This window comes from Achromobacter piechaudii NBRC 102461 (genome assembly GCF_001571245.1).
In the GTDB taxonomy this organism is placed as follows: domain Bacteria; phylum Pseudomonadota; class Gammaproteobacteria; order Burkholderiales; family Burkholderiaceae_B; genus Achromobacter; species Achromobacter piechaudii.
The window spans coordinates 194,652-215,239 of record NZ_BCTK01000013.1 but is presented as its reverse complement, the minus strand read 5'-3'; the positions used below and the strand labels follow the sequence as shown (position 1 = coordinate 215,239).

Annotated in this window: 19 protein-coding genes and 1 pseudogene; 12 read left to right on the top strand and 8 right to left on the bottom strand. The window is 64.6% G+C overall.

Features of this window, described 5'->3' with window-relative positions; all coding sequences use genetic code 11:
- Nucleotides 1-10: 10 nt before the first annotated feature.
- The 5 genes from API01S_RS24020 to API01S_RS24000 form a co-directional block, all read right to left on the bottom strand.
- Complete coding sequence (locus API01S_RS24020; RefSeq protein WP_061306331.1) at nt 11-1,150, bottom strand: acyl-CoA dehydrogenase family protein; 1,140 nt, start codon at nt 1,148-1,150, stop codon at nt 11-13.
- Nucleotides 1,151-1,180: 30 nt separating this feature from the next.
- Nucleotides 1,181-2,710: an AMP-binding protein gene (locus API01S_RS24015; RefSeq protein WP_061306330.1), complete on the bottom strand. Its 1,530-nt coding sequence runs from the start codon at nt 2,708-2,710 to the stop codon at nt 1,181-1,183.
- A gap of 5 nt (nt 2,711-2,715) precedes the next feature.
- Nucleotides 2,716-3,591 (bottom strand): MaoC family dehydratase, encoded by an 876-nt coding sequence (locus tag API01S_RS24010; protein ID WP_061306329.1) that lies wholly within the window; start codon nt 3,589-3,591, stop codon nt 2,716-2,718.
- A 51-nt stretch (nt 3,592-3,642) separates the two neighbouring features.
- Nucleotides 3,643-4,626: a Bug family tripartite tricarboxylate transporter substrate binding protein gene (locus API01S_RS24005; protein WP_050730760.1), complete on the bottom strand. Its 984-nt coding sequence runs from the start codon at nt 4,624-4,626 to the stop codon at nt 3,643-3,645.
- A gap of 83 nt (nt 4,627-4,709) precedes the next feature.
- Entirely contained in the window at nt 4,710-5,675 is a 966-nt protein-coding gene (locus API01S_RS24000) for a tripartite tricarboxylate transporter substrate binding protein (protein WP_061306328.1), read from the bottom strand.
- A gap of 225 nt (nt 5,676-5,900) precedes the next feature.
- Here API01S_RS24000 and API01S_RS23995 point away from each other — a divergent pair, with 225 nt between their 5' ends.
- The 7 genes from API01S_RS23995 to API01S_RS23965 are packed head-to-tail and all read left to right on the top strand — an operon-like array spanning nt 5,901 to nt 13,353.
- Nucleotides 5,901-6,653: a beta-ketoacyl-ACP reductase gene (locus tag API01S_RS23995; RefSeq protein WP_061306426.1), complete on the top strand. Its 753-nt coding sequence runs from the start codon at nt 5,901-5,903 to the stop codon at nt 6,651-6,653.
- A 40-nt stretch (nt 6,654-6,693) separates the two neighbouring features.
- Entirely contained in the window at nt 6,694-7,191 is a 498-nt protein-coding gene (locus tag API01S_RS23990) for a MaoC/PaaZ C-terminal domain-containing protein (protein WP_061306327.1), read from the top strand.
- A complete protein-coding gene (locus API01S_RS23985) occupies nt 7,188-9,317 on the top strand; it encodes an acetate--CoA ligase family protein (protein WP_061306326.1) in 2,130 nt (709 codons plus the stop codon). The genes API01S_RS23990 and API01S_RS23985 overlap by 4 nt, the downstream gene beginning before the upstream one ends.
- Nucleotides 9,318-9,362: 45 nt before the next feature.
- On the top strand, nt 9,363-10,517 hold the full coding sequence (locus API01S_RS23980; RefSeq protein ID WP_061306325.1) for an acyl-CoA dehydrogenase family protein: 1,155 nt from the start codon (nt 9,363-9,365) through the stop codon (nt 10,515-10,517).
- 49 nt (nt 10,518-10,566) lie between these two features.
- Complete coding sequence (locus API01S_RS23975) at nt 10,567-11,304, top strand: IclR family transcriptional regulator (RefSeq protein ID WP_050730755.1); 738 nt, start codon at nt 10,567-10,569, stop codon at nt 11,302-11,304.
- Between the two features lie 32 nt (nt 11,305-11,336).
- Nucleotides 11,337-12,467 carry a CaiB/BaiF CoA transferase family protein gene (locus API01S_RS23970; protein WP_061306324.1) on the top strand — a complete coding sequence of 377 codons (1,131 nt, stop codon included), beginning with the start codon at nt 11,337-11,339 and terminating at the stop codon, nt 12,465-12,467.
- A 58-nt stretch (nt 12,468-12,525) separates the two neighbouring features.
- Nucleotides 12,526-13,353 (top strand): enoyl-CoA hydratase/isomerase family protein, encoded by an 828-nt coding sequence (locus API01S_RS23965; protein ID WP_061306425.1) that lies wholly within the window; start codon nt 12,526-12,528, stop codon nt 13,351-13,353.
- A gap of 250 nt (nt 13,354-13,603) precedes the next feature.
- Here API01S_RS23965 and API01S_RS23960 read toward each other — a convergent pair whose 3' ends face one another.
- Entirely contained in the window at nt 13,604-14,557 is a 954-nt protein-coding gene (locus API01S_RS23960; RefSeq protein ID WP_061306323.1) for a LysR family transcriptional regulator, read from the bottom strand.
- 113 nt (nt 14,558-14,670) lie between these two features.
- Between API01S_RS23960 and API01S_RS23955 the strand changes: the two genes are divergently transcribed.
- From API01S_RS23955 to API01S_RS23935, 5 genes are all read left to right on the top strand, one after another.
- Entirely contained in the window at nt 14,671-15,309 is a 639-nt protein-coding gene (locus API01S_RS23955) for a DsbA family protein (RefSeq protein WP_061306322.1), read from the top strand.
- A gap of 42 nt (nt 15,310-15,351) precedes the next feature.
- Nucleotides 15,352-16,251 carry an MBL fold metallo-hydrolase gene (locus API01S_RS23950; protein ID WP_061306321.1) on the top strand — a complete coding sequence of 300 codons (900 nt, stop codon included), beginning with the start codon at nt 15,352-15,354 and terminating at the stop codon, nt 16,249-16,251.
- Nucleotides 16,252-16,327: 76 nt separating this feature from the next.
- Nucleotides 16,328-17,446, top strand: a complete 1,119-nt coding sequence (locus API01S_RS23945; protein ID WP_061306320.1) for an ABC transporter substrate-binding protein — start codon at nt 16,328-16,330, stop codon at nt 17,444-17,446.
- Nucleotides 17,447-17,490: 44 nt separating this feature from the next.
- The gene (locus tag API01S_RS23940) at nt 17,491-18,108 is read left to right on the top strand and encodes a DoxX family protein (RefSeq protein ID WP_254598622.1); all 618 of its coding nucleotides are present in this window, start codon (nt 17,491-17,493) and stop codon (nt 18,106-18,108) included.
- A gap of 75 nt (nt 18,109-18,183) precedes the next feature.
- A complete protein-coding gene (locus API01S_RS23935) occupies nt 18,184-18,573 on the top strand; it encodes a nuclear transport factor 2 family protein (RefSeq protein ID WP_050730748.1) in 390 nt (129 codons plus the stop codon).
- A 92-nt stretch (nt 18,574-18,665) separates the two neighbouring features.
- Here API01S_RS23935 and API01S_RS23930 read toward each other — a convergent pair whose 3' ends face one another.
- Entirely contained in the window at nt 18,666-20,162 is a 1,497-nt protein-coding gene (locus API01S_RS23930) for a carotenoid oxygenase family protein (RefSeq protein WP_084802498.1), read from the bottom strand.
- A 305-nt stretch (nt 20,163-20,467) separates the two neighbouring features.
- Nucleotides 20,468-20,572, bottom strand: a pseudogene (locus tag API01S_RS29615) (oxidoreductase); the annotation flags it as partial.
- Nucleotides 20,573-20,588 lie beyond the last annotated feature (16 nt).

The following is a 20,588-nucleotide window of genomic DNA, read 5'->3' as shown; positions in this document are numbered from 1 at the left end:
AGAAGAAAGTTCAAAGCGCACGGGCGATCAGTTCGCGCATGACTTCCGAGGCGCCCCCGTAGATCCGGTTGGGTCGCACGTCGGTGTAGGCGCGGGCAATGGGGTATTCGCGCATGTAGCCGTAGCCCCCGTGGAACTGCAGCAGATCATCGATCGCGCTGGTGGCTTCGGACGCCCAAAGTTTGGCCATGGCCGCCCCCCCGGCGTCGAGTTCGCCGTCCAGGTATTGCTGCACGCAGCCGTCGACGAAGGCGCGGGTGGCGGCGGCCAGGGTCTTGATATCGGCCAGCTTGAACCGGATGTACTGGTTGTCGATCAAGGCCTTGTCGAAGGCGCGCCGTTGCTTGGTGTAGTCGACGGTCCATTGCAGCGCGCTCTCCAGCGCCATGGCGCAGCGCACCGCGATCATCAGGCGTTCGCGCACCAGTTCCTTCATCAGATAGCCGAAGCCCTGGCCCGGCTCGCCCAGCATGTCCTCGTCCGGCACGAACATGTCCTGGAAGAACAGCTCGGCCGTGTCCTGCGCCTTCTGACCGACCTTGTCCAGCAGCCGTCCCCGCGTGAATCCAGTGGCTGCGGTATCGGCCCAGAACAGGCTGATGCCACGCGCGCCGGCGCCGGGGTCCGTCTTGGCCACCACCAGCACCCGGTCGGCGTGAAAGCCATTGGTTATGAACGTCTTCTGGCCGTTGATGACGTAGCCCCCCTGCGCCTTGACCGCCGCGGTGCGTATGGCCTTGACGTCACTGCCCGCTCCCGGCTCGGTCATCGCGATGGATGCGACGATGTCGCCTCGTGCCATGCCGGGCAGGTCGCGTTGCTTCTGGCGCTCGGTGCCGAAGTTCAGCAGATAGGGCGCCACGATGTCTGAATGGGTAGTGAAGCCGGTGACGCCAGTGGCCAGCGCGCGGGCGATCTCCTCCACCACGATGATGGTGTGCAGGAAATCCCCGCCGCCCCCGCCGTATTCCTCGGGGGTGCTGGGCAGCAGGATGCCGGCCGCGCCGGCCCGGCGCCACAGATCTCGCGGCACGAGACCGTCCTGTTCCCATTGGTAGTGGTAGGGCGTGATCTCGTCCGCGATGAAACGCGCCACGGTGTCGCGGAACAGTTCATGGTCCGCAGAGAAAAGTCTGCGCTGCTGGTTCATGCCGTCTCCTGATCTGTCATGGTGGGCCGCCTAGGCTTGCGGCCAGTAACGCTGTTTGACCAGGCGCTTGAGCAGCTTGCCGGTCTCGGTGCGCGGCATGTCGCCGGAAAAATCGACGCTCCTGGGGCACTTGACGGGCGAGATGCGGTCACGGCAATAGGCGATCAGTTGCTGCGCCAGCTCGGGACTGGCGGCGGCGGGATCGCGCAATTGCACGACCGCCTTCACCTCCTCGCCGAACTCCTCGTTCGGCACGCCCACCACCGCCACGTCGGCCACCGCGGGATGCGTACTGAGCAGGTTCTCCGCTTCCTGCGGATAGATGTTGACGCCGCCCGACACGATCATGTTGGACAGGCGGTCGGTCAGATACAGATAGCCATCCTGGTCCAGGTAGCCGATATCGCCGTAAGTGGCCCAGCCGCGCGCGTTGTAGGCGCCGCGCGTCTTGTCCGGATCCTTGTGATATTCAAAGGAACCGCCGCCAGAAAAGTAGATGACGCCGGGCTGTCCCACGGGCAGTTCGTTCAGCCCGTCCTCGCTCATGATGTGAGCCTGGCCGAACTCCGGCCGGCCGACCGACCCGCGATGCGTCAGCCATTCCTCGGAGCCCAACGACGTGCGCCCCACTAGTTCCGTGCCGCTGTAGTACTCGTACAGGATCGGCCCCCACCACGCGATCATGGCTTCCTTGACGTCGGCCGGGCACGGCGCGGCCGCGTGCACGGCATAGCGCAGCGTGGACAAGTCATGGTGCTCACGCACTTCCCGTGGCAGGCGCAGCAGGCGGATGAACATCGTTGGCACCCACTGCGAATGCGTGACGCCATAAGTGGCGACGGCATCCAGAGCCGCAGCCGCGTCGAATTTTTCCATCATCACGCAGCTGCCGCCCGCGCGCAGTGCCGCCATGTTCCAGCGCACCGGGGCTGCGTGATAGAACGGCGCGGTCGACAGATAGACCGTGTCGCGGTCGAATGCCTTCCACGCGCTGCTGGGCGCGTCCCCCACCCGGAAATAGCGGTTGGCCACCGATAGCGGACGCTTGATGCCCTTGGGCAGGCCGGTGGTGCCCGACGAATACAGGAAATCCGTGCCTTCCGGGGTTTCCGGCAGCGCCACATCGTCGGCGTAGCGGCCGATCCACGCCTCGTAAGAGATCGCGCCGGCGTCGGCGCCGTCCATGCGGACGCGCAACACGCCGCGCGCATCCAGGCTGTCCGCATCCGTTTCGGCGTGCGTGTGGCTCGAATAGAACAGCACCCGCGCGTCGCAGTTGTCGATGATGTAGCGCGCTTCCTCGCGCTTCAGGTGGCGGCTGATGGTGGTGTAGTACAGGCCGACGCGATGCGCGGCCCACAGCAGCTCAAAAAAACGCGGGTGATTTTCCAGGAACACCGCTATCACGTCGCCGGCCCGCAGGCCGGCGTCCAGCAAGGCAGCCGCGCATTTGCGGCTGCGCAGCTCCAGTTCGCGCCAGGTCACCGTGGTTCCGGAGGGAATCATGCGGTAGGCGATGCGGTCGGGCATCTCCCGGGCATGGGCTTCAAGTGCAGACATGGGTTTCACCTCTCGTTCGCGACATGCGCCAGGCTGGCGACGCCGTTGCTCAGCACCACCGTGTCGCGCTCGTCGGCCACTGCGCGAAATTGCAGGCTATCGCCGACGCGCCAGATCTCCACGCGCAGCGTCTCGCCCGGAAAAAAAGGCGCGGAAAAGCGCGCGGCGATCGTGCCGAGCCGTTGGGACGCCGAGCACGCGCACGCCTGCAGCAGGGCGCGCGCCGCCATGCCATAGGTGCACAGGCCATGCAGGATGGGCCGGTCAAAACCAGCGGCGCGCGCCATGTGCGGCAACGCATGCACCGGGTTCAGGTCGCCGTTCAGGCGGTACAGCAAGGCTTGTTGCGGCAGCGTGGGCAGCAGCACGACCTGATCGGGTTCACGCTCTGGCGTGGCGGGCAATGCTTCGGGCGATGCGTCGCCCGGGCCAAAGCCGCCATCTGCGCGGCAGAACGACACATGTTCAACGGTCGCCAGCGGCGCGCCGCTCTCGGCGTCCGAAATATCGCGCACGGTCACGACCAGCGCGCCCTTGCTGGCGCCCTTGTCCACCACCCGCGTGACGCGGGTCTGGCTGCGTACCGCGCCGGCGGGGGCAAGCGGGGCATGGAAAGTCATGCGGTGCTCGCCGTGCAGGATCTTCAACCAGTCAATGCCGGTGGCGGGATCCGCCGCCCAGCCGTTGGGCGCCCCGATGGTGGCCAGGAAAGTCGGCACCACGGCCGTTTCCTCTTCATGCACGTAGCGCAGTTCGCTTTCATTCGCAGGATCACTGCCGTAGCCCAGCCCCAACGCATAGATCATGCAGTCGCGCGCGCTGTAGCGATCGACGCGGTCCTCGAACTTCCAGTTGCGCAGGTTTTGATAATCGATTGCCATGGATCATTCCTCCCTGTGCAAGCCGGCGGCGCGTTGCCGCCGGCTTGCAGGTCATTCCGCCTTGATGCCGGCGGCCTTGATGATTTTTTCCCAACGGTCTTTTTCCGACCGGATGAAGCGGTCGAACTCGGCCGGGGTGCCGCCCAACGGAATGCCGCCCTGCTGAGCCAGCTGCTTCCTGACCTCTTCATCGGCCAGGACCGCGTTGAGCTCCGTGTTCAGGCGCGCGACCACGGCCGGCGGCGTGCGCGCCGCGACCAGCACGCCCAACCAGGCGCCGACGTCGACATCGGGATAGCCCTGCTCGGCCAGGGTCGGCACGTCAGGCAGGATCTGGCTGCGCTCGCGGGTGGTGACCGCAAGCGCGCGCAGCCTGCCGGCCTTGACCAGCGGCGCCACGGTGATCACGTTCTCTACGGTGAAATCCACCTGCCCCGCCACCAGGTCATTGGTCGCCGGCGCGGCGCCTTTGTAGGGCACGGTGACCGCCGTGAAATCCAGCCGGCTCTTCAGCAACTCGCCGCCAAGGTGGCCGGACGTGCCGATCATGGAGACCGCCATGGAGAGGTTGCCCTGCTTCTTACGGGCATAGTCGCGGAACTCCGCCAGCGTCTTGACGGGCGCGTTGGCATTGACGACCAACGCGTTCGGCATGGTGATGATGCGGATCACCGGGGCGAAGTCGGACATCGCGTAGGGCAGCTTGCTGTACAGGGTGTAGTTGACCGCGTTGGGTCCGCTGCTGCCCATGACCATCGTGTAGCCGTCGGGCTCGGCGCGCAGCAAGCCTTGCATGCCCAGGATGCCGGCCGCGCCCGCCATGTTTTCCACCACGACCGGCTGCCCCAGCCGTTCGGACAATTTCTTCCCTATCACCCGGCTGGTGATGTCCAGGATTCCGCCCGGCGAACTGGGCGCGATCAGGCGCAGAGGTTTGTTCGGATAGCCATCCGCCGCGCGCGCCATCTGCGGCAGGGCCAATGAGGTCATCAGGCCGGCCAGCACTGCCAGCGCGACTCGCCTGCGTGTGTTCATGTATGTCTCCTGATAGTTTTGTGTTCCGCGGGCTTGTGGCGCCCGTTGTCTGGGATCCGATGAGCGGATTCGTTACCGTCGCGTCAGTCCACCTTCATGCCGGTGGCGTCGACCACGCCCTGCCACTTCTTCACTTCGGTCTTCAGAAAAGCGCGGGCCTCTTCAGGGCCGCCGGTCAAGGGCCGGGCGTAGATCCGGTCCATGAACTCCTGCACGTCGGGCTGCTTGTTGATGTCGGCAACGGCGTCGGCCAGCGTCTTCAGAACCGGCGCCGGCACCTTGGCGGGCGCCGCCAGGAAGTACACCGCTTCGACGTCGTAGCCCTTGAGGCCGGCCTCCTCGATGGTGGGCAGATCCGACATCGCCTTCATGCGTTCGCGTCCGGTCACGGCCAGTGCCTTCAGCTTCTTGGACTGCACCAGCGGGATCGCGGTGGAGACGCTGCCGAACATCATGTCGACCAAGCCCGACATCAGGTCCACTTCCGCCGGCGAAACCCCCTTGTAGGGCACGTGCGTCATGTCGACCTTGGCCATGACCTTGAACAGCTCGCCCGCCAGGTGGATGGACGACCCCATGCCAGCCGAAGCGAAGGTCAGCTTGTTGCCCGGCGCGCGGGCCTTGCGGATCAGGTCGTCGACGCTCTGGATGCTGGAGCCGGGCGGCACCACCAGGATGTTGGGCGTGGACGCCACCATGCCGATGGGCATCAAGTCGCGCTCCCAGTCGTAGGGGTTGCGCTTCATGGCGGCGTTGGCCGCCACATAATTGGCCGCCATCGCGATGGTGTAGCCATCGGCCGGCGCTTGCGTCAGCGCCTGGATCGCGATATTGCCGCCGGCTCCAGGGCGGTTTTCAACAATGAATGTCTGGTTGAAACGCTCGCCCAACTTTTTGGCGTACAGGCGCGCGAGCAGGTCGGTCGCGCCGCCCGGTGCGAAGCCCACGTACACCCGTACCGGCTTGTTCGGATACGCGTCGGCCCCGCTGGCCGCACCCACGGCAGCCAGACTCAGTACCGCGGCCAACAATCCCTTCAACATTGTCATGAGTCGATCTCCTTCCATTTTTAGAGATAGGGGAATGCCGGGCCAACTAAATCCGACATACCGAACAGTATAACTAGGTGCCGATATAAATTGTCAATATTTCCGGTGTTGTGTATATTTCTTCGGTACCTCGGAATAAATTTAACCCTGCCCGGCCATTTCCGAAATATCGGATTTCGGATCCATGCGCCAGGGCATCCACCAGTCATAGAAGGGGGAATGGAGATGGACCTGCAACTCACCGGTAAAGTCGCTGTCATCACGGGATCGGGCCGCGGCATCGGCTACGCCTCGGCGCTGGCCCTGGCGCAGGAAGGCGCCCGGATTGTGATTACCGACATCAACCCGGAATCGGTGGAGCAGGCAGTCGGCAGCCTGAAGCAGGCCGGCCATGAGGCCATCGGCGCCGTGCTCGACGTCTGCGATCCCGAACAGGTCCAGACCATGGCCGAGTTGGCCGCGCACGCCTTCGGCGGCATCGACATCCTGGTCAACAACGCCGGCTTCACGCGCGACAAATACCTGCTCAAGATGCCGGTGGAAGACTGGGATTCGGTGGTGGACACTATCCTGAAGGGCGCTTACTACTGCACCAAGGCCGCCCTGCCCTCGATGATGGAAAGGAAATGGGGCCGCGTCATCAACATCGCCTCGCGCGCGCACTGGGGCAACCCCGGCCAGACCAACTACTCGGCCGCCAAGGCTGGCCTGATCGGCTTCACCCGCGCGCTGGCGTTGGAACAGGGCAAGTTCAATATCACCGCCAATGCCATCGCCCCTGGCTTGATCGAAACGCCGCTGGTGCGCGGCCTGTCCACCTATGAAACCCTGCGCGCCAACGCGCTCGCGCGCCAGCCGGTGCCGCGCCTGGGTGCGGTCGAAGACATCGCCAACGCCGTGGCCTTCCTGGCTTCTGAGCGGTCCTCCTTCATCACGGGCGAACTGCTGCACGTGACCGGCGGCCGCTACGCTTCGTAAAACGCCCTAACCGCGCCCCTACTCCGGAATCCGATCAGCCATGCAAAGCGCAAGCCCCGCCACCCCGCTCCCGCTGCCACCGCCAACATGCCTGCCCTCGCTGGAGGTCGGCCACCGCTTCGAGTCCGCCGGCCGCACCATTACTGAGAGCGACATCGTCAACTTCGCCTGTCTGTCCGGCGACTTCAACCGCCTGCACGTGGACCATGAGTACGCCAGGTCCACACCCTTCGGCCAGCGCATCGCCCACGGCCTGCTGGTACTGTCCGTGCTATCCGGGCTGACCACCCAATCCAACGGCTACCGCTTGTTGGAGCCCTACGTGCTGGCGCTGATCGACATCAATTGCCGCTTTCCCAAACCCACCTTCATCGGCGACACCATCGTCGTGCAGGTGACGGTGACGGAAAAGACCGAGCAGTACCGGCCCGGCAAGGACAAGGTGGTGTTCCGGCGTGAAGCCGTCAACCAGCGCGGCGACGTGGTGGTCCAGGCCGACTTCGCGATGGTGCTGCGGTCCCTGGAGGGCTCGGCATGAAACCGTTCGCAGACCTGACCCGCTTCATCAATCCGCGCAACGTGGCCGTGGTGGGCGCCTCCGCCCGCGAATCCAGCCAAGGGCGCCGCCTGTACGACAATCTGGTGCTGCATTCGGCGGTCCCGGGCGAGGTGTACGCGGTCAATCCGGCCTACCAGGAGATCGGCGGCCGGCCCTGCTGGCCGTCGATCAGCGCCTTGCCCGAGGCCGAAATCGACGTGGCCCTGATCATGATCAACGCCTCGCTGGTGCTGGATGCGTTGCGCCAATGCGCGGCGCGCGGCATTCCGTTTGCGGTCGTCATGACGTCCGGCTTCTCGGAAGCCGGCGAGGAAGGCCAGCGCCTGGAACGCGAGATCGCCCAGCTGTGCGAGTCCACCGGCCTGCACGTCTACGGACCGAACTGCCCTGGCTTCGTCAATGTGCGCGACCGCCTGGGCATGACCTTCTCGCCCGCCTTCAAGGACGATCTGAACACCGGTTCCATCGGCTTGGCGACCCAGGGAGGCGGACTGGGCCGCAACCTGCTGCAGGGCCTGTCCTATGGCCAGGGAGTGGGGCTGTGGTTTTCCGCCGGCAACGAGGTCGACCTGGAAATCCCGGACTTCATCGCTCACATGGCGAACGATCCGAAGATCAGCGTGATCGCCCTTCTGATGGAAGGCGTCAAGCACGGCAGGCGCCTGACATCGGCGCTGGAGCTGGCGCGCGCCCGCAACAAGCCGGTGGTTGTGCTGAAGGTGGGGCGCTCCGAAGCCGGCGTGCGCGCCGCGCAATCGCACACGGCCTCGGTGGCCGGCACGGCCGCCGTCAACAGCGCCGTGTTCCGGCAATTCGGCGCAATCGAAGTGGATGACCTGGACCAGCTGCTCGCAGTCTCGCGCCTGCTGACGCGCATCACCCGTAAAAGCGGCAACGGCCTGTGCATCTATACCTTTTCCGGGGGCACCGCCGCGCTGGCCGCCGACATTGCCGGCGCCGCCGGTCTGCCGATGGCAGTGTTCGCGCCCGAGACCAAGGCCGCTCTGCGCAAGCTGTTGCCGGATTTCGCCAGCATGGACAATCCGGTCGACACCACCGCCGACATCCTGCGCAACCCCCAAGCCTCGGCCGCGTGCCTGCGCGCGATTTGCGCCGACCCGGCGGTAGGCACGGTGCTGTTTCCCATTCCCATGGATTACGGCAGCATCACGGACGGCATGGCGCAGGCTGTCGCCACGGTGGCGGCCGAAACCGAAACCCTGATCGTCCCGGTCTGGATGAGCCGGCGCCTGGGCGGCGGTTTCCAGTTGCTGGAAACCGCCGGCCTGCTGCCCTTCCTGTCCTTGTCAGACGCCATTGCCGCCCTGTCCAAAGCCATACCGTGGCAGCGGCCCGAAGGCGGGACGGCTGCTGCATCCAGGCACGCAGATGGCGCCGTCGCGCCGGCCCGCATGCTCAGCGAAGCCGCGGCCAAATCCTTACTGCGTGAAGCCGGCCTGCCGATTCCTGAAGGGCAGGTAGTCACCAGCGCCGAGCATGCGGCCCGCGAGGCCGAGCGCCTGGGCTTTCCCGTGGTGATGAAGGTCGTCAGCGCCCAAATCGCGCACAAGACGGAAGCGGGCGGCGTCAAGCTCGGCATCGCCAGCACGGGCGCCGCCCGCGAGGCCTATGCGGCCATCCATGCGGCCGTCGCGCGCCATAGCCCTGGCGCCGTCATAGACGGCATCCTGGTGGAGCGCATGCTGCCGCCAGGCGGACGCGAGGTGCTGGTAGGCGTGCACAGCGATGCAGCCTTCGGCCTGGTGCTGACCTTCGGCCTGGGCGGCATCTTCGTCGAAACCATCCGTGACGTGGCCCACCGCATGCTGCCGCTGTCGCGCGACGATGCGCGCGCGCTGCTGCGCGAGATCCGTTACGCCGAAGTGCTGGACGGCGTGCGCGGCGAGGCGGCTGCCGATCTCGCCGCGCTGGAGGCGCTGATCTTGCGGGTCTCGGACTTCGCCTGGAGCCACCGCGACGCCTTGCAGGAAATGGAGCTCAACCCGGTCTGGGTCGGCGCCGAGGGGCAAGGCGTGATGCCGCTGGACGCGCTGATCGGCCTGCGGCCTGACGCCGATGCCGGCCTGGGGCAACGCCTGCCATGACCGCCACCGGATTTCTCTTTTCGACCATACCCGCCTAGGACCCGCATGGACTTCTCACTGGACTCCACCCAGATCGAATTGCGCGATTCGCTGCGTCGCTACCTGACGGCCGAAGTCGCCCCCATCGTCAACCGCTACGAGGCCGAAGCCCGCGTGGTCCCGCAGGAAATGGTCCGCGCGATGCGCGACTTCGGCCTCTTGGGCGGCATGCTGCAGGAAAAGGACGGCGGTTATAGCTTGCCGATGACGACCTACGGCATGCTGATCGCCGAGCTGGCGCGCGTCTGGCCTTCGCTGCGCAGCATCGTCAGCACCAGCAATCTCGCCGCCTCGGTGCTGAGCGACGGCGGCTCGCCCTATCTCAAGGAAAAGTACCTGCCGCGCGTCCTGTCGGGCGAGGCGATCGCCAGCTTCGCGCTCAGCGAACCGAACATCGGCTCGGACGCCGCCAACGTCGAAACCCGCGCCGTCGAAACCGCCAGCGGTTGGCGCGTCAATGGCCGCAAGCTCTACATCAGCCTGGGCACGGTTTGCGAGCTGGGCGTGGTGTTCGTGCAGACCCAGCGTCAAAGCGGCGAACGCGGCGTGTCCTGTCTGCTGTTCGAGCGCGCCATGCCGGGTTTCTCGTCCAGCCCCATCCACAAAATGGGCATGCTGAGCTGCCCGCTGGGCGAGTTGCTGTTCGAAGACGTGGAGATCCCCGCGGCCAACCTGATCGGCACCGAGGGCAAGGGTTTCGCGCTGGCCAAGAAATACCTCAACATCGGCCGCTGCGTAGTCGCGTTCTCGGCGCTGGGTATTGCCGAGGCGGCCTATGAGGCAGCGGTAAAATACGCCGGCGACCGGGTCCAGTTCGGCCGGCCCATCGGCGGCTTCCAGCTGGTCCAGCATATGATCGCCGACATGATGACGCTGGTCGAAACCTCGCGCCTGCTGTGCTGGCGCGCCGCCGACGCGCTGGACCGCAACGCCGCCGACAGCCAGATGCTATGTTCGATGGCCAAGCGCCACGCCACCGACGCCGTGCTGCGCGTGGCGGAACTGTCCATGCAGGTGCATGGCGGCGCGGGTTACACCGCGTTGTTTCCCGTCGAGCGTTACTACCGCGACGCCCGCCACCTGAGCATTGCCGAAGGCACCAACCAGATCCAGGCCCTGCTCATGGCACAGAGCGTGCTGGGCATTTCCGCGTTGAAATGACCGACTACGCAACCGCCCGGGCCGGTTCCCCACTCAATTCCGACATCCTATGCCGCAAATCCTCCCTACCGCACAGCGTGTACTACAAGTCTTCGAAGTCTATGCGCGGGAACGCCGTCCCCTGACGAACTCGGAAATGGCGCGCTTTCTCGATCTGGCCGACAGCAGTTGCTCGGACCTGCTCTACACGCTGCGTCAGGCGGGCTACCTGCTGCGCACGCCGAAATCGCGCTACTTCCACCCCACAGGCAGGCTGCTAGACGTGGCCCAAGGCATCTCGGCAGCCGACCCGCTGCAGTCCTTCGCTTCGGAAGCGCTGGAGATCCTGACGCGCCAATCCGGCGAGTCATCGATGTGCGGCTTGCTCGACGGCAACAAGGTGAAGATCTACGCCAGCCAGGAGAGCCCGCGCGCCTTGCGCTACGTGGTGCAGCCCGGCACCACCTTCGACTTGCAGGTTGCAGCATTGGGCAAAGCCCTGCTGGGCGAGATGGACGCGGCGGAACGCAATGCGCTAATCGATACGCTGCCGTTTGAACACGTCACGGCCAGCAGCATCACCAACCCTGACACCTTGCGCGCGCAGATCGAATCGCAGTTGCCCAAGCACTACTTCAATAGCCGCGACGAAGGCAATGAAGGGGTATCGGCCGTCGGCATTGCGGGGCGCGTGGGCGGGCAGCTCACCGCCCTTTCCATCGTCGGCCCGACCCACCGCATGGACGCCAACATGGAGAAGTACGTCCAGATTATCCTGGACGCGCGCGCCGAATTCTTCGAATCCTGAGAACCCCGATTCATCATGGAGTAACGATAGACATGGCTGGTCCCCTGAGTGGATTTACGGTGGTGGAAATGGCCGGCATAGGGCCCGGCCCCTTCTGCGCCATGATGTTGGCGGACATGGGCGCGGACGTGATCCGCATCGACCGGCTGACGCCCGGGTTCCTGGGCGGAGGCGGCACGCTCATCGACCGGGGCCGCCGCACCATCGCGCTGGACCTCAAGAAACCCGGGGCGACCGACATCGTGCTGCGGCTGCTGGACAAGGCAGACGCCTTGCTCGAAGGCTTCCGGCCGGGCGTCATGGAAAGGTTGGGCCTAGGGCCCGACGAGTGCCTGGCGCGCAATCCGCGGCTGGTGTACGGACGCATGACGGGCTGGGGCCAGGACGGCCCACTGGCGCAGGCCGCCGGCCACGACTTGAACTACATCGCCATCAGCGGCGCGCTGCACGCCATGGGATATGCCGGGCTGCCGCCGACGCCGCCGCTGCACCTGGTCGGCGACATGGGCGGCGGCGCCATGATGCTGGCCTTCGGCGTGCTGTGCGGCCTGCTCGAAGTCGGCCGCTCGGGCAACGGCCAGGTGGTGGACGCCGCCATCTGCGACGGCGCCTCGCTGCTGGCCAGCGCCTACCACGGCAAGCTGCAAGACGGCAGCTGGGTCAACCAGCGCCAATCCAACATGCTGGACGGCGGCGCCCACTTCTACGGCTGTTACGCCTGCGCGGATGGCAAGTATGTGTCCATCGGCGCGATCGAACCGCAGTTCTATCGCCTATTGCTGGAACGCTGCGGCATCGACGACCCGGACTTCGAGCAGCAATGGGAGCGCGCGCAATGGCCCCAGCTGCGCGCCAAGCTGGCGGGCATCATTGCTGGCAAGACTCGCGAGCGTTGGTGCGCGCTGCTAGAAGGCACGGACGCCTGTTTCGCGCCGGTGCTGGACTTTGTAGAAGCGCCACTGCACCCGCACCATCAGGCGCGCGGCAGCTTCATTGAAACCGACGGCATCGTGCACCCCGCCCCCGCGCCGCGCCTTTCGCGAACGCCGGGACAGGCCGGCACGGTGCCCGCACCTGGCGCGCACACGCAAGAACTGCTGGCGCAATTGGGCCTGGCGCAAGCCGAGATCCAGGCCTTGCGCGAATGCGGCGCCATCGCCTGACGGCCCGCGACAGCTTGCGGCCAGGCCCGCATGGCGCGGCCCGGCCATCATGGAAGACATGGAGACCAATACGATGCAAGCCAGCTCTAGCGAGTTCAAGACCCTGCTCTATGCCGTGGAAGGCGGCGTTGCCACCATCACCCTGAACCGTCCAGCGCAGCGCAATGCGCTGGACATGGTCATGCGCGAAGAGCTGGCCCATCTGGTGGGCCAGCTCCGGCGCGACCGCGGCGTGCGCGTCGTAATCCTGGCCGGGGCCGACGGGGCCTTCTGCTCGGGCGGCGACATCGCCACGATGGGCTCGGGCGGCTCCGCTGAAGGAGCGCATGAGCGCATGGCCAGCCTGCTGCAAACGATAGAAGGCCTGATCACGCTGGACCGGCCGGTGATCGCGGCGGTCGACGGCGCGGCCTACGGCGCCGGGCTGGGCCTTGCCCTGACCGCCGATCTGATCCTGGCGTCGCCGCGGGCGCGCTTCTGCCTATCCTTCCTGCGGCTGGGCGCCATCCCGGACTGCGCCACCATGTACACCCTGCCGCGAATGGTGGGCCTGCAGCGCGCCAAGGAACTGGCCTTCTCCACCCGCGAGTTCCAAGCCGAGGAAGCGAAGGAGATGGGCATCGTGTTTGAGATCCAGCCGCAGGAACGGATCCACGAACGAGCGCGGCAGATCGCCCTGTCCATGGCCGAACTGCCCATGGCGGCGCTGGCGATCACCAAGCGCGGCTTGAACGCTTCGCTCAACAGCGACCTGAGCGCCATGCTGGACCTGGAAGCCGCCGGCCAGGGCGTGGCTCGTTCCTCCGAGTACCACCGCGAGGCGGCAGGCCGCTTTCTGGACAAGGTGGCGCAGCGCTTCCAATGGCCGGCGGCGGACGCTCTATAGGGCATGGCCCATCTGATCGCTTTCTTCGAGCGCTGACGTAAAGGACATATTCCAGGACAGGCAAGTCGCCGGTCGAGATGCTGCGCGGTTTAGACGGTACCCTTCAAAAAGGCGTACTTTGACGGAAGAACCACCAATCCGAAAATGCTGCTTTTCGAAAAGGCGAGCCTCTAGCTCTCAACAAATCGACGTGCCTCTACGATCGAGGTCGCTCCGGCCAGCACGAATCAAAAGCGCGTCGACCGCAGTTTCAAAGCAACCGACCCAAACGCGCGGCCCCCGCCGCCGTCTCCTGCAGCAGATCCACGAAGGCACGCACCTTCGCGGGCCTGAAGCGCGCGGTAGGAAACACCGCGTGGATGCCCCCTGAAGGCAGTGCCCATTCCGGCAGCACCTGGACCAGCCGCCCGGCTGCCAGGTCTTCGGCCACGGCATAGTCAGGCAACACGGACAGCCCCGCGCCATAGCGCACGGCCTCGCGCACAGCCAACGTCGCATCCATCGAGATCACCGCGCGCACCGTGACGCTCTGGCGTTCCAGCTCGCCGCGCGAGAAGCTCCAGCGCGCGGGCTCGCGCAAGACGGTGTTGGCCACGAAGGGGAGCTGGACCATGTCCTGAGGGGTTTTGAACCCGGCAACCTGGCCTTGCCATGAGGGCGCCGCCACCAGCAGTTGCCGGAAGCTGCCGATCTGCCGCGCCTGCACACTAAGGTCCGTCAACCACCCCACGCGGATCGCCAGCTCGACCTGGCCCGACATCAGGTCGAGCGACTGGTCACTCAGCACCGCGTCCACCTTGCATTGCGGAAAACGGCGCGTGAACTCGGTGATGGCCGGCACGATGGTAGTGATGCCGTAGTCCAGCGGGGCCGTCAGCCGCAGCGTGCCAGAAGGCTCCGTGGCGCCTTCGCCGAGGGCATCGAATGCGTCGTGCGCCTCTTTCAGGATCAAGGCGCAGCGCTCGTGAAATGCCTTGCCCGCATCCGTGACCGTCACCCTGCGAGTGGTGCGCGTGAGCAACGTGGTGCGGAACTCCCGCTCCAGCCGTGCCACCTGCTGGCTGACCACTGCTTTGGTGATACCCAGTCGTTCCGCGGCCGCCGTAAAGCTGCCTGTCTCGACCACCGCCGCGAAATACGCGAGGCGCTTGAGATTGGCGAGATGGCTGGCGTCAGATTGCTCTGCATTGTTTGCTTTTTCCATACAGATTATCTACTCCGTCCGTATTTATCTGTCAACGCCGGCTGCTTACCATCCATGAATCGAACAAAACCGAGCCGTTCAAAGCGCATCCAAACGCCCTTTTCGAGCCCTCCATGAACAAGACATTGCACTACCTCTTCGATCCTCTCTGTGGCTGGTGTTACGGCGCTGGCGCCACGGTGGCGGAACTCGCAGCCATGCCTGGCGTCGAGTTGCGTCTGCTGCCCAGCGGCCTGTTCTCCGGTGAAGGCGCGCGTCCGATGACCCACGACTTCGCCACTTACGCCTGGAGCAATGACCAGCGCATCGAACGCCTCACGGGCCAGCGGTTCTCAGAGCAGTACCGCAGCGACGTGCTGGCCGACCAGCGCCAGATGTTCGACAGCGGGCCTGCCACCGTGGCACTGACAGCGGTGGCGCTGACCACGCCCGTGCGTGAATTCGAGGCACTCAAGGTCATCCAGCAAGCCCGCTACGTCGAAGGCCGCGACGTCACGTCGCTGGACACGCTGGTTGCCGTGCTGAAGGCGCAGGGCCTTGACGATGCCGCCCAGCGTTTGGTCCAGCCTGATGCTGCGTTGCTCGATGCCAACCGTGCGCGCGTGATCGAGGCACAGGCGCTGCTGCAGCAGTTCGGTGCGCGCGGTGTGCCCACCTTCATCCTGGAACAGAACGGACAGCGCCAACTGCTGCCCTCGAACGCCGTGTTCTCCAACCCGAAAGCTTTCCTGGCGCAAGTAGCCAGCGCCTGAATCCCGCGTCTCTCTCACCTTTTTTTCACACCAGGAACCATCATGATGACTCGCCGAGACTTCATTCAAGCCGCCGCCGCTGTCGGCGCAGCCACGGCTCTGGCCGGCTGCGCTGCTACCTCGGCGACTGTCGCCCCCCTGCAATGGAAGCACTTCCCGGCCGGCGAGAAGGGCTTCTTCCGCGCCCCGGTGCTGCTCTCGGGCACCAAGGAAGCCATCCTCATCGACGGCGGCTTCTCGCTACCCGACGGCCGCGCCGTGGCTGAAGCGATCAAGGCCTCGGGCAAGACGCTGACCACGATCTACATCAGCCAGAGCGACCCCGACTACTACTTCAGCCTGGGCCCGATCAAGGCCGCCTTCCCGGCCGCCAAGGTGATCGCCGCTTCCGACACCATCGCGGCCATCCGCGCCAACGTGCAGAAGAAGATCGATATCTGGGCACCGCAGCTCAAGGAAAACGGCCCGCAGACGCTGGCCGATATCGTCTTCCCCGAGCCCTTCGACGGCCCCTCGCTGAGCCTGGAAGGCAACGTCATCGAGATCGTCAAGGCACAGGACCTGGGTGCGCGCCGCTACTTGTGGGTGCCTTCGCTCAACGCCGTGTTCGGTGGCGTGCTGGTCTTCTCGGGCCTGCACGTGTGGACGGCGGACACCGCGACGCCCGCCTTGCGCGCGGCCTGGGTCAAGAACCTGGACGCCATCGCCGCACGCAAGCCGGCCGTGGTGGTGCCCGGCCATATGTCGGCCACGGGCGCGCTGGACGTTTCGGCCGTGACGTACACCCGCGACTATCTGCTGGCCTTCGAGGAAGAAGTCGGCAAGGCCGCCAATAGCGATGCCTTGATCGCAGCCATGAACAAGCGCTACCCGAACGCAGGTTTGCCCGCCGCGCTGCAGATCGGCGCCAAGGTCGCCAAGGGCGAGATGAAGTGGGGTTGATCGAAGCGTCCCGCCTCTGTGACTTGCCGCCCGCGCGGCGTGCTTGATTGATTCCGTTGACCTTGAAAGAACAGACATGAAAATTCTTCTCCCGTTGCGCCTCACTTGCCTGGCTCTCGCGCTTGCAGCCGCCAGCTTCTCCGTCCCGAGCGTGGCCCAGACACCGCAATCGCAATCGCAAACCGGCGCCGCCGTCGAACGCGACGGCGCGGGCCAATCGATCGACGACCTTTATAAGGCAGCCCTCAAGGAAGGCGGCCAACTGACCGTGTACGCCGGCGGCGACGAGGTGACCCAGGGCTTCGGCATCAAGTCCAATTTCGAGCGCCGTTTTCCCGGCATGAAGCTCAACATCGTGGTCGACCTGAGCAAGTACCACGACGCGCGCATCGAGGAGCAGTTGCTGCGCAAGAACCTCGACGTGGATGTGGCGCACTTGCAGACGCTGCACGACTTCGACGATTGGGCGGCGCGCGGGCTTCTGCTGTCGTACAAGCCCATCGGCTGGGACCAGATTCCCACGGCCTACAAGGACCCGGACGGCCGCTTCACCGGCTTGTTCATGCTGACCTTTGCCAACAGCTACAACAAGAACTACGTGTCGGCGGAGAACGCACCGCGCGATTACTCGGATTTCCTCAAGCCCGAGTTCAAGGACCGCATCGTCATCGCCTACCCCAACGATGACGACGCCGTGCTGTACATGTTCGACAAAATCATCCAGAAGTACGGCATCGGGTTCATCGACCAGCTCAAGGCCAACGGCGTGCAGTGGGTGCGCGGCACGCAGACGCCTCGGGACGCGGTGGAAGCCGGCAAGTACGCCATCTCGACCGGCACGTCAGGCAGCTTCGTTCCCGTGGAATCGTCGGCACTGCGCTTCGTGCTGCCCAAGAACGATCCCTTTCTCACCTGGGCACAGACCGGCGCCATCTTCAAGAACGCCAAGCACCCCGCTGCGGCCAAGTTGTACATGAGCTGGCAGTTGTCGCTGCCGGTGGCCTCCAACCCGCGACAGTTCCCAATCCGCAAGGACGTGGCGCCGCTGCCGGGTTTCCAGACCCTGGACCACTACAACACCAGTCCCGAGGACTTTGTTGCCTTCATGCGGGACCGCGCCCGCGTCGAGCGTCTCAAGAGCCTGTTCGAGCGTCTGATCGGACCTGTCCAAGGCATCTCTCCGCTTAAGGACTGATAGACCCTTGCTGCTGTGCCCGCGAGCAGCATGAAGGCGCTCCGGTGCACAGCATTCCCCTCCCCAACTTTCTGAGGTCCTCTATGCGCACCCCCCTTGATTTCAGCGTTCCCAGGGAAAGCCTGGTCATCCCGGCGTTAGCAAGCATCTACGAGAGGTTCGCCCAGCCGGCCGGATGGCTGCTGCTTCGCCTGGCCGTAGGCGGATGGCTGCTGCACGAAGGCTGGCCGAAGATCCTCAACCCCATGGGCCAGGTGCAGTTCGTCGAAATGATCGGATTTCACCCGGGCTGGTTGTTCTCGCCGATCCTGGCCATCATGCAAGTCTTCGGCGGTATCGCGCTCATCCTGGGGCTCCTGACGCGGCCCTTTGCGCTGGCCAACGCGGTGATGCTGTTCGTGACTGTGTGGTTTCACTTTCACTATCCGTACAACGCCGAACCGCTGTTGAGCAGCGCGGGCCTGGGGGCAATCAAGGCACATCCAGAATTCCTGACGCCCAACGGCACAAAGCGGCTCATGGATGCGGGTGTCGCGTTCACCAATCTCCTGCAGGACAAGGCAGTCCAGCTATCCAGCATCTGGGCCTTCGGCTGCCTGTTCTTTGCCGCCTTCGGCGGCGGTCTGTGGTCGATCGATCGGCGGCTGAAGAAGTCGTTCTGAACCGGGATGTCGCGTCGTGGCGAGGGGCCTTTATCGGCCGCTCGCCGCCCTATTCATCAAAGATCGGAGTTGGAAATGAACAGCAATCTTGAGCTGATCCGCCGCACTTACGAAGGGTCTTCCGAGGAAAATGGCCGCAACCTGATGGCCGTTCTTCACCCGCAGGTAGAGTGGACCGAGGCAGAAGGGTTTCCTTATGCCGGCACCTACGTGGGTGTCGACGCATTGATGGCGGGCGTGTTCTCACGTCTGGCGCAAGAGTGGATCGACTACCGCGCCCAGGTGCATACCTACCTGGCCGATGGCAACCGGGTGGCCGCCTTCGGTCTGTATTCCGGCACCTACAAAGCCACAGGAAAGTCGATGCAGGCCGCCTTCGCCCACCTGTATGAAATCCAGGAAGGCAAGATCGTGCGCATGACGCAGTACGTCGATACGGTGATGGTGGCTAAAGCGCTGTCCTGATGCAGACAAGGCGTCACCGTCAAGGAAAGCCGCGAATGCGCGGCATCTTTGCAAACGCCCTCTCTACAGATTGATGGGCGTGTCGATTTGCTTCATACGCGGGCGACCCAGTTGCCGTGCAGTCCCTGCGGTACTCGCTGGGGCATTTCAATTACGGCGACAGGGGGCTCCTCGATCCGGCGCGCATCCAGCAGCAACAGGTTGCTGCGGCGCTCCACGGGATCGTAGGTGAAGGCCACCAGATAGCCATTGTCCTCCGCCGTCCCGCCGCCCGGCTTCGGTACGAACGCAGCCTCACCGACAATCTGGTTTCCCAGGTCGTGGCGTGTGTACCTGCCGGTCTCGGTATCGAGTTTGAGCACCGTATTGAACACCGCCGACGGCGGGCTGAGTTCCTTCAGCGAGGAAGTCAGGGTCGGCATATAGACGTAACGCGTGGCAAGCGCCTCGCGTAGATGGTTGAAGCGCGGGAACTCGGTAAGCTCGTCCGAGAAGCTGGCAACCTTGAAGCTGCGGCCAGCCGGATCGATGGTCATCCGCTTGAAGGTCGGCGCGGGGCCGTTCGCCAATGCGAATTTGTCGTGCTGCACGTAGTCCACGATGATCTGCTGACCACGCTCGAAGCCGTTGGCGAAGTGAAAGACAAAAAAAGGCTCGCCTTCAATCCAGATAGGGGCGCCGCCAGCCAGTGGCAGCAAGGCGATGCGCAGGCCCAGATCGGGGCGCCATTGCAGCATCGACTGGCCGGCCCTTGCTGCCTGAATATCAAATACCGCCGGCCCTGCGATGAGCACCACGTAGTTCTCTGTCAGGACAAAATCGTGGATCATCGTGGGCATCGGCAAGTCCACGGCCTTTGTATCCACCAACGTCCCTGACGCATTGATGCGATGAATCTTGACTGTCGGCGTACGCCAGCTGTATTCAATCGCAAATAGATCCCCCGTGCGCGGGTGACGCCGATTGTGAGCGCCCAGACGCAACGGTTCGGAGCCTCCCGCAGTCCATTGGCCCACGGTATCCAGTTCAGCGCTCATCTCGTAGCTGGTCGTGGCTTCGTTAAGCGCGATCAAGCGGCCACCGTGCCAAATGATGTTGACGAAGGCGCCATTCTTGATTTGCGACGGCGCTTCGCCCGGCAGGAACATGCCGGGATCAACAGGCGACGGACGCGTGAAGCTGCCAAAGACCGCGCGCCCTGCGCGGCGCTCCACCGCCAGGCTGGCCGTTTTCACGAAACGGTTGCGGTAGCGGGCCTTCCCGTCCTCGATGTGCACGGCATGGATCATGCCATCGCCGTCCAGCGGATAGGCGTAGCTGATCGGCCTGAATTCCGGGTTGGGTCCGTTGCGCAGATAGACGCCTCGCAAGTCGGACGGAATACGCCCGGCGACCAACCGCAGATCTTGAACATCGACCTCGCGCAGCACTGGGAGAAAGTTGCCACTGAGATGGGGGTCGTCGTAGGCCCAGGGCACATCGACCGGCTCGTCGGCCTTCGCAAGAGGCCACAACGCGTGACTTCCAATGAGCGTCGCACCATAGACGGTTAGACGGTGAAACGAACGACGAGTGAGTCGACGTGACATGAGAGTGCCTCCGTGGGTGGATACCGTAAGCTCCCTGGCCGCTTTGCCGCCCCAGCAACAAAAACGCTGGAAGCGCAGCTATTGGCCCTCAACAGCCTTATCCCGGTGTCCGACCTCGCGCGGCAGCACTCAACACGCTAGTCGGCTAAAAAGACTTGAGCCATACCGAATTTGGGGTACGAGAGATCGCCATACGCGGCTCAGTGGCTTTCGGCCCCTGAGAGTTCCGGCATCAAGGGCGACAAGGAAGAGGGTCATAGCGCGGCCTGCTCCAGCAGCGTCAGCTGATCGCCAGAAGCTCACACACATAGCAAGGGCGTCCGGCCGACCTCATGCAACATCGCTGCGACGGTGGTGCCGATCGCACCAGGACTCACGGCACTCACGACAGGAGTGAGTTCAGTGTTGATGAAAGCGGATTGCTTG